Source organism: Cellulomonas algicola, from assembly GCF_003851725.1.
Lineage (GTDB): Bacteria > Actinomycetota > Actinomycetes > Actinomycetales > Cellulomonadaceae > Cellulomonas > Cellulomonas algicola.
The window spans coordinates 1-6034 of record NZ_BHYL01000387.1 but is presented as its reverse complement, the minus strand read 5'-3'; the positions used below and the strand labels follow the sequence as shown (position 1 = coordinate 6034).

Here is a 6034-nt window from a genome sequence, read left to right as displayed (position 1 = left end):
GGCGCGGCCCGCACGCGCCAGCAGGTCCGCGCGCGCCGCCCACCACGGCTGGAACGCCGGCACCGGCTCCGACGGCAGCGCCGCGAGCCCGGCGACCGGCCCGTCGAGCCGCCCGACCACCGCCGCGAGCGCCGTCCGCGACCCCAGGCTCGGCGCGACCGCGTCCAGCGCGAGGTACAGGGTGCGCAGCGCCGCCCAGTCGACGACCCCGGTGCGCCGCCGGTCGCAGTGCACCGCCTGGATCGCGGCCTCGAGCCGGAAGCGCCCCGGCGGCCCGGGCCGCGTCGCCCGGCGCAGGTACTGCTCCCCCTCGGCGACCAGGTGCTCGTCCCACGTCGCCGGGTCCTGCTCGTCGAGCGGCACGAACACGTCGCCCGGCTGCCGCCGGGCCAGGGACAGCGTCACGAGCGCGGCGAGCGCCCACGCCTCGGCGTCGTCGTCGAGCAGTGACGCCAGCACGACGGCCAGGTGCTGCGCCTCCCCCGCGAGCTCGCGCCCGTCCTGCCGCCACGTCACCGCCGCGCACCCGTAGACCGCCTCCAGCACCGCGGGCAGCCGCTCCGGCATCGCGCGCCGGTCCGGCACGACGAACGGGATGCGCGTGCGCGCGATGCGCCGCTTGGCCCGGACGAGCCGCTGCTGCATCGCACCCGGCGGCACCGCGAACGCCCGCGCGACGACCTGCGAGTCCAGGCCGAGCACGGTCTGCATCATCAGGGGGGTGCGGACGTCGGGCGCGATCGCCGGGTGCGCGCACACGAACAGCAGCGCGAGCCGCCGGTCCTCGATCGCGTCCGGGTCGACGTCCACCCCGTCGGTCGACGTCAGCGCGTGGGCGTCGTCGAGCGGCGCGGCGCGGCGGGTCGCGGCGGAGCGCCACACGTCACGGAGCCGGTTGCGGGCCACGGTGAGCAGCCAGGCATCGGGGTTGCGCGGGACACCGTCGGCCGGCCAGGTCGTCAGCGCCCGCTCGAAGGCGTCGGCGAGCGCGTCCTCCGCCTGCGCGAGGTCGCCCGTCGAGGCCGCGAGCAGCGCGACCAGCCGGCCGTAGGAGTCGCGCGCGGCACGCGAGGCGGCCGCGCGCGCTCCCGCGGTCACGCGTTCGGCACCCACACGCCGTCGACGACGTGCGTCGCACCCGGCCGGACCTCGACCGCGCCCCACTCGACCGACGGGGCACGCTTCGCCCACTCGAGCGCCGCGTCGAGGTCGGGCACGTCGACCACGAACGTGCCGCCGAGCTGCTCCTTGGTGTCGGCGAACGGCCCGTCCTGCACCTGCAGGGCACCGTCCACCGTGCGCAGCGTCGTCGTGCTGCTCGACGGCTGGAGCACCTCGGCGCCGACCAGGACGCCCGCGGCGTGCAGGGTCGCGGCGTAGGCGCTGAACTCGCGCTCGCCCTCCTCCCACCCGCCCTCGCCCAGGTCCTCGGGGGTCATCTCGGGGTAGTGCAGCAGGATCGTGTACCGCATGGGGTCCTCCTCGGTGTCGTCAGCGTAGGTCGCGAGCAGGGCCGCGACACCAGGATGACGATCTCGCGCCCGCCCGACAGACACCCGGGCCGCCGACCGTCGACGGGCCCACGCCCGGGACGCGGACGGCCCCCGTCGAGCACGTGGCTCGGCGGGGGCCGTCGGTGGTGCGGGTCAGCGCTCGCGGCGCGACCGGCGCGTCACCAGGACGAGCGCCAGGCCGGCGGCGGCCGTGAGACCGGCGAGGCCCGCGAGGGGAACGCCCTCGCTGCCGGTGTGGGCCAGGCTCCCGGTGCGGCCGCCCGACACCGGGTCGGCGGCGAGGACCTCGCTCAGGACCGGCACCACGGTGGGCGTCGGCTCCGGCGCCGGCTGCGGCTGGGGCTCCGGGTCGGGCGTCGGCGTCGGGTCCGGCGTCGCGACGGGCTCGTAGACGTAGGTCACGACCACGGTGCCGTCGGGGAGCGTGCCGGTCGGGTCGCCGTCCACGCGGACCAGGACGTAGCCGTCGATGTGCTTCGGCTGCGTGCTGTACGGGTCGCCCGCGTCGCCGGTCGTGGTGTCGTCGTCCGCCAGCGGGGTGCCGTCGGCGGTCTGGTGGTGGACGACGAGGGAGCCGGGCTTCGGGGCCGGCGGGACCGGCCGGTAGACGTAGGTGACCTCGACGGTCCCGTCGACGTACGTCCCGGTCGTGCTGCCGTCGACGCGGACCAGCGTCCAGCCGTCGAACGACCTCGCTGCGGTGCCGTACGTCGCGCCGACCTCGTCGGTGGACGTCGTGTCGTCGGCGAGCGGGCTGCCGTCCTCCGCGACGTAGTGCACGACGAGGGTGCCGGTCGCGTCGGCGGGCTCCGGGTCCGGGTCGGCCGTGGGTGCGTAGACGTAGGTCACGACCGCGGTGCCGTCGGGGAGCGTGCCCGTCGGGTCGCCCTCGACGCGGACGAGGACGTAGCCGTCGATCTGCTGGGGCTGCGTGCTGTACGGGTCACCGGCGTCGCCGGTCACGTGCTCGTCGTCAGCGAGCGAGATGCCGTCGGCGGTCTGGTGGTGGACGACGAGCGCTCCGGGCACGGGGAGGGGGGCGACGGGCTTGTAGACGTACGTGACCTCGGCAGTCGTCCCCTCGGCGTAGGTGCCGGTGGCAGGGCCGTCCACCCGGACGACCGTGTAGCCGTCGATGTCGAGCGGGCCGCTGCTCCAGGCCTCGCCGGGCCTGCCGGACGACGTCTGGTCGGCCGCGAGGGGCGCGCCGTTCTCGTCGACGTGGTGCACGACGAGGTCACCGGGCGCCTCGAACCGCACGACGGCCTCGGCCGGCGCGTCGATGCCCTTGCGCACGACGATGTTCGCCGGGCCGTTGCTGTAGGTGCCGGAGGTCGTCGACGTGACGTCGACCTCGACGGTGCACGACGCCTGCCCGGCGGCGAGCGACCCGTTCGTCACCGCGACCTTGGTGCCCTGCGCCCAGGCGTCGCCGACGCACGACGAGACGAGGTTCGGCTGGTCCGCGACGCGCAGGCCGTCGGCGAGCTCGTCGGCGAACGTCCAGCCCTCCTTCGCGGCGAGCTCGTCGGTGTTCGTGACGGTCAGCACCAGGCGCACGGACTCGCCCGTGGTCGCGACCGGCCGGTCGAACGCCTTGTCGAGCTGCGGCGTGACGTCGATGACCTGCAGGTCGTCGAACGCGCCGTCGTTGCCGAGGTGGCCCGACGTCAGGTTGCGCACGACGACGCCGAACGCGCCGCCTTCGTAGAGGAAGGACCGGTCGGACGCGAACTGCCCGCCGCGCACCGGCTCCTTGGTGCCGTTGGCGGAGGCCGTGACGGCGATGGTCTGCGAGCGCGGGTCGGTGATCGGGTCGATCGGGGTGCTCGTGAGCGCCTGCTCGCCCGTGCCGGCCTGGTTCACGTAGAACATGAGCCGCGGGTTCTCGCGGTCGGGGTGCGCCTTGTCGACGCCGTTGGTCGCGGCGGCGTTCAGCGAGAACGCGAGGAAGCGGCCGTTGGCGTCCTTGAGCTCGATGTCGTCCTTCGTCCGCAGCATCACGAGGTTGTCGGCGACGTTCGACGCCTTGACGTCCTGCGTGTAGGCCGAGATGGCGAGGTTGCTGCGCGGGTCGGAGCTGCCGTTGACCTTCCCGAGGGCCTCGGCGAGCTGCCGGAGGGTGGCGCGGGCGGTGGTCTCGGTGTCGTTCTTGGCGCCGGTCGCGTCGGTGGTCGCGAAGGTGCTCTGCGCCGAGACGACCATGCCGTTCGCCTTGACGGCGTTCTTCCAGTAGGGGTCCGCGTCGTAGGTGTGACCGTCGGCGCCGACGTACCGGTCGATCACCGTGCGCAGGCCGCTGACGGGGGCGTTCTGGAAGTCCTCGTGGAAGACGACGGTGGCGGGCTGCGGCTGACCCGGGGTCCCGGGGTTCGCGAGGCCGGCCGAGGCTCCGGCGACCACGAGGGTCGCGGCGAGCCCCGTCGCGGTGACGGTGCGGAGGACGGACATGGGAGGCGCTCCTGGGGTTGTCGGTGCGATGACGTATTCAATGTATTTCACCGTTCACCGTCCACGGTCAGGACTTACGGCCCGACTTTCACCGATGACCGACCTACGATCAGGGCGTGCCCATCCCCACCACGCCGATCGACGTCACCGGAGCCGCCGAGCGCGCCGCGCTCTACGACCGGCTGCTCGACGCGATCGTCACCGGCGACCTGACCCCCGGGCAGCGCCTCGGCGAGCAGGAGCTCTGCGAGCGCTTCGGGACGAGCCGCGCCGCGCTCGGCGAGGCGCTCGCGCGGCTGTCGCTCGTCGGCCTCACGGACGTCGTCCCGCGCCGCTCCACGCACGTCACGGCCGTCGACCCGCGACGGGTCCACCAGGCGCTCGGCGTGCTCGGCGAGGTCACCGCAGCCGCGATCGTCGACGGGTTCCCCCGGCTCACCGACGCCGACCGCGACACCCTCGTCGCCTACCGCGACACGTGGCTCGTCGACGACGCCGCCGCGCTCACCGCGCTGCGCGAGTCACGCGTGAGCACGGTCCACGACGTGTTCTACCGCCGCGCCGCGAACGCCGACCTCGACCGCGTCCGGTCCTGGCTGTCCCCCGGGATCGTGCGCTTCCACCGCCTGCACGGCGACGCAGCCGACGCGGCCGCCGCCCGTCGCACCCAGCGCGCACTGGTCGACGCCGCCCTCGCCGGGGACGGCCAGGCCACCGTGCGCGCCTGGCGCGACGCTGCAGCGGCCGTGCCGACGGCGGTCCGCGAGGCGACCGACGTGCCGGCGCGTCGACCGACCACGCCCCTCATCCGCGACCGCGTGCGCGACGCGATCCGCCGGGCGATCCTCGACGGCACGCTCCTGCCCGGCGAGCTGCTCCGCGAGGCCGACCTCATGCGCTGGCTCGGCGTCTCCCGCACGCCCGTCCGCGACGCGCTCGCGACCCTCGCGGAGATCGGGATCGTCACGCAGCGGTACCACCAGCCCGCACGCGTCGCGACGCTCGACCGCCGCGAGTTCGTCGACGCCATGCGGACGGCGGGGGTCCTGCGCGGCTACGCCCAGCGGCTGTGCGTCGCACGCTCGCCCCAGGCGCTCCTCGACGCGCTCGACGCCGAGATCGCGGTCCTCGCCGACGACGACTCCCCCGGCAGCCGGCTCGCCGCGGCCACCCGGGTGGTCGACGCGACGCTCGCCGGCGCGCGCGACGAGGTGCTCACCGTGGTGCTCGACCGGCTCGCGCCGCGCGTGCGCTGGTACGCGACGCACGAGCCGTCCGTGCTCGACGCGTTCGACGCGGCCGCGCTCCGCGAGCTGCGCGACGCCGTCCGGGCAGGCGACGTCGCGCGCGCGGCGGCCGTCGACGCCCGCTTCTACGACGTCGCGCCCGAGCCGCCCACCACCGCCTGACCGACCGCGCCCCACGCAGGACGTTCGGCTCTGCCGCAGGTCGGACGCACGGCGAAGACTGCCGACGTGGAACGTCTGACCGTGTACGACCGGGCGGAGCTCGCGACCGACGTCGGGCCGAACCCGCGGCACATCACGGTCCCGCTCACGCTCGCCGGCCCGGCGCCGGGCGTCGACGAGGTGCGCCGACGCATGCGGCGCGCGGTCGCGGCCGAGCCGAGGCTGTCCGCGCGCGTCCGGCACCGCGCCGCACGGCCGCCGGTCTGGGAGCCTGTCCCGATCGACGTGCCCGACCACGTCACCGCCCGGCTCACCCCCGGTGGCGATCCCGTCGACGTCGCGCTCGACGACCTCGCGCGTCCCTTGCCGACCGGCGCGCCACCGTGGCGGCTGACCGTGGTCGACGTCGGCGACCCCGAGCGTTCCGCGCTCGTGTGGACGAGCCACCACCTGCTCGGCAACGGCCCGAGCCTGCTCGGGCTCCTGCTGGAGACGCTCGGCGACGTCCCACGCGGCTCACCGTGGCGCACGCCCGGCCGACCGCGCGTGCGCGCCGGGTCCGGCACCGGCCCGGACTCCGGCCCCGGCTCCCGCGCCGGCGGCGGCACCGGCTCCCGCTCCCGAGCGGACGACGAGCGACCGCCACGCACCGGTCGCGCC

General features: G+C 75.6%; 5 protein-coding genes. 2 read left to right on the top strand and 3 right to left on the bottom strand.

The window, feature by feature from the left end; all coding sequences use genetic code 11:
- From CTKZ_RS19670 to CTKZ_RS22625, 3 genes are all read right to left on the bottom strand, one after another.
- Positions 1 to 1098: RNA polymerase sigma factor (locus CTKZ_RS19670; protein ID WP_124344504.1), on the bottom strand; the 1098-nt coding region annotated here is incomplete at its 3' end.
- Positions 1095 to 1472 (bottom strand): YciI family protein, encoded by a 378-nt coding sequence (locus tag CTKZ_RS19665; RefSeq protein ID WP_124344503.1) that lies wholly within the window; start codon positions 1470 to 1472, stop codon positions 1095 to 1097. The genes CTKZ_RS19665 and CTKZ_RS19670, both read right to left, overlap by 4 nt.
- 174 nt (positions 1473 to 1646) lie before the next feature.
- On the bottom strand, positions 1647 to 3965 hold the full coding sequence (locus CTKZ_RS22625) for a MucBP domain-containing protein (protein ID WP_124344502.1): 2319 nt from the start codon (positions 3963 to 3965) through the stop codon (positions 1647 to 1649).
- A gap of 116 nt (positions 3966 to 4081) precedes the next feature.
- Between CTKZ_RS22625 and CTKZ_RS19655 the strand changes: the two genes are divergently transcribed.
- Complete coding sequence (locus CTKZ_RS19655) at positions 4082 to 5374, top strand: GntR family transcriptional regulator (RefSeq protein ID WP_124344501.1); 1293 nt, start codon at positions 4082 to 4084, stop codon at positions 5372 to 5374.
- Between the two features lie 66 nt (positions 5375 to 5440).
- Positions 5441 to 6034, top strand: a 594-nt coding sequence (locus CTKZ_RS19650) for a wax ester/triacylglycerol synthase domain-containing protein (protein ID WP_200829839.1), incomplete at its 3' end; no start/stop codon positions are given.

Excerpts from the sequence above, each read along its gene's own strand:
- CTKZ_RS22625 (WP_124344502.1), bottom strand. The coding sequence starts at position 3,965 with ATGTCCGTCCTCCGCACCGTCACCGCGACGGGGCTCGCCGCGACCCTC.
- CTKZ_RS19665 (WP_124344503.1), bottom strand. The coding sequence starts at position 1,472 with ATGCGGTACACGATCCTGCTGCACTACCCCGAGATGACCCCCGAGGAC.